Below are 2,510 nucleotides of genomic sequence, written 5' to 3'. Positions count from 1 at the left end.
CGGCGCCTGGCAGACCGGCCTGCGCCAAGCCCACGCGCCCGACTGCATGGCCCAGATCGCCCAGCGTCTGGCCGCACCCGACATCGCCGCCGTGGCCGCCTGGTTGTCCGCGCAGCCGCTGCCGGCCGATCCGCACCCCGCGCCCGCCACCACCGAGGCCCAGCCGCTGCGCTGCGGCAGCGCCGGGAGCCGGCCATGAAGCGCACTACCCCTGTGCGCGCCGCGCTCGGCGTCTTCGTGCTCGGCTGCGCCGTGCTGGCGGCGGCCATCGCCTGGCAGCTGCGGGCCGATGCCCTGCCGCCCGTGTCCACCGTGCCCGCGGCGTCGGCCGAGCAGCTTGAACGCGGCGCCTACCTGGCACGCGCCGGCAACTGCATGGCCTGCCACACCGCGCGCGGTGGCCAGCCCTACGCCGGCGGGCGCTTCATCGACACGCCCTTTGGCCGCGTCGTGGCCGGCAACCTCACACCCGATGCGCAGACCGGCCTGGGCCTGTGGTCGCCGCAAGCCTTCCGCCGCGCCCTGCACGAAGGCCGCTCGCGCGACGGCCGTTTGCTGGTGCCCGCCTTCCCCTACACCCACACCACCCTGCTGAGCGACGCCGACGTGGACGCGCTCTACGCCCACCTGCGCCAGCTGACCCCAGTGCAGCAGAGCCAGCCGGCGCACGAGCTGCGCTTCCCGTACAACACGCAGGCCGCGCTGGCCCTGTGGCAGCTGCTGCAATTCCAGCCGCAGCGCTTTGCGCCCGACGCCGCGCGCTCGGCCGAGTGGAACCGCGGCGCCTACCTGGTCAACGGCCTGGCCCACTGCGCCGCCTGCCACGGCAGCCGCGACCCCATGGGCGGCCTGCGCCAGGCCTTCGGCGCGGCCGAGATGCCCGACGGCCGCTGGTTCGCCCCCTCGCTGCGCGACCCGGCCCAGGGCGGCCTGCAAGACTGGTCGACCGAGCGCATCGTCGCCCTGCTGCGCGACGGCACGGTGGCCGACGGTCCGGGCCACGCCACCGTCATGGGCCCGATGGCCGAGGTCGTGTTCGACAGCACCCAGCACCTGCGGGCCGACGACCTGCAAGCCATGGCCGTGTACCTCAAAGACCTGCCGGTGCAGGCCGAGCCGGTGCCCGAGGTCGAGCCCGCCGCGCCCGCGCAGCTGGACCTGGGCCAGCGGATCTACAAGCAGCACTGCGCCAGCTGTCACGGCGTCCAGGGCCAGGGCGCGACCGGCGCCTACCCGCCACTGGCGGGCAACCGCGCGGTGGTGATGGCCTCGCCCATCAACGCGGTGCAGGCCATCGTCAGCGGCGGCTTCGCGCCGGCCACCGCCGGCCACCCGCAGCCCTACGGCATGCCGCCGTTCCGCACCCTGCTCAGCCCGGCCGAGATCGCGGCCGTGGCCAGCTTCGTGCGCCAGAGCTGGGGCAACCGCGCGGGCGCGGTCTCGTCGCTGGACGTGCAGCGCGTGCAGTGAACCCGGCCGGGCAACCGGGCGCCGTGTTCAGGCGCCCAGGCGCTCGATCAGCGCTTCGCCCCATGCCCACGGCCCGGTGATCGTCAGCGTCACCGCGGTGCGCTCGCCGTCGGCGTGCTGGTCCAGCGCGGCGTCCCACACGCCATCCTCATCCAGCGGCCCGCGCGGGCCGGGCGCGCGGCGCTCGGCCGCCGCCAGCACGGCCTGCGCCTCGGCCAGCACGGCGGGCAGGTCGGCCGCGTGCACGCTGGCCATGGCCTCCCAGGTGCCGGTGCCCTCGCCATCGTCGCTGGCGTCGAAGATCAGGTAATTCAGGCTCATGGTGTTGGGCTCAGAGATCCAGCGTCGCGCCACGTACCCGCAGCCATTCCTTGCGCTCCCGGTAGTCCGGCAGCACCTTGTCGACCTCGTTCCAGAACGCGTCGCTGTGGTCGCGCTGGTGCAGGTGGCACAGCTCGTGGACGACGATGTAGTCCAGCACCGTCAACGGAGCCATCAGGCTCTTCCAGTGAAAGTGCAGGTCGCCACTCGGCTGGCAAGCCGCCCAGCGAAAACCGATGTCTTTCACCAACACGGCCCCGGGCGCCACGCCCACGCGGGGCGCGAAATGTGCCACGCGGCGCTGCAGCCGTTCCAAACCCTTGGCGGCGTAAAACTGTTCAAACGCAGCCCGTGCTGCCACAGAGCCACCGTGCTCCACCAGCGAACGCAGCAGCAGAAACCGACCGTCTTTCATCTTCAGCGGCTCATCCTGCTCGGCCACCAGCTGCAGCTGGTAGCTGCTGCCCAGGTAAAGAAAAGTCTCGCCGTTCACCCATTCGCGCACCACGCCGCTGGCGTTCAGGTCGCGCCATTCGGCCAGGTTGCGGTAAATCCACATGCGCTTGCTCAGCACCGTGGCGTCCACCTGCTCGGGCGCCATGTGGCGCGGTGGCCGCACCGTGATCACGCCGTCGCGCTCGATCACGATGTCGGTGGTCCGCCGCTCTGCGCCCGGCAGCAGCCGGTACTGAATGTCTTTCACCTGCCGCGTTTGCATC

General features: G+C 72.4%; 3 protein-coding genes and 1 pseudogene. 2 read left to right on the top strand and 2 right to left on the bottom strand.

The features are described 5' to 3' along the window. Together ACR2JA_RS00220 and ACR2JA_RS00215 are read left to right on the top strand one after the other, a co-directional pair. Positions 1 to 199: pseudogene (locus ACR2JA_RS00220) on the top strand (cytochrome c4); the annotation flags it as partial. Further along, the gene (locus tag ACR2JA_RS00215; RefSeq protein WP_434007128.1) at positions 196 to 1,470 is read left to right on the top strand and encodes a c-type cytochrome; all 1,275 of its coding nucleotides are present in this window, start codon (positions 196 to 198) and stop codon (positions 1,468 to 1,470) included. The pseudogene ACR2JA_RS00220 and the gene ACR2JA_RS00215, both read left to right, overlap by 4 nt. Positions 1,471 to 1,497: 27 nt before the next feature. Here ACR2JA_RS00215 and ACR2JA_RS00210 read toward each other — a convergent pair whose 3' ends face one another. Both ACR2JA_RS00210 and ACR2JA_RS00205 read right to left on the bottom strand, forming a co-directional pair. Beyond that, positions 1,498 to 1,791 (bottom strand): hypothetical protein, encoded by a 294-nt coding sequence (locus ACR2JA_RS00210; protein ID WP_434007127.1) that lies wholly within the window; start codon positions 1,789 to 1,791, stop codon positions 1,498 to 1,500. 10 nt (positions 1,792 to 1,801) lie between these two features. Beyond that, the coding region (locus ACR2JA_RS00205; RefSeq protein WP_434007126.1) for a M48 family metallopeptidase at positions 1,802 to 2,510 on the bottom strand (709 nt) is incomplete at its 5' end.

This window comes from Hydrogenophaga sp. (genome assembly GCF_051007235.1).
In the GTDB taxonomy this organism is placed as follows: Bacteria; Pseudomonadota; Gammaproteobacteria; order Burkholderiales; family Burkholderiaceae_C; genus Hydrogenophaga.
The sequence above is the reverse complement of the archived record's forward strand: the minus strand, read 5'-3'. Positions and strand labels throughout refer to the sequence as shown.

Coding starts and splice junctions, on each gene's coding strand:
- ACR2JA_RS00215 (WP_434007128.1), top strand. CDS start 196: ATGAAGCGCACTACCCCTGTGCGCGCCGCGCTCGGCGTCTTCGTGCTC.
- ACR2JA_RS00210 (WP_434007127.1), bottom strand. CDS start 1,791: ATGAGCCTGAATTACCTGATCTTCGACGCCAGCGACGATGGCGAGGGC.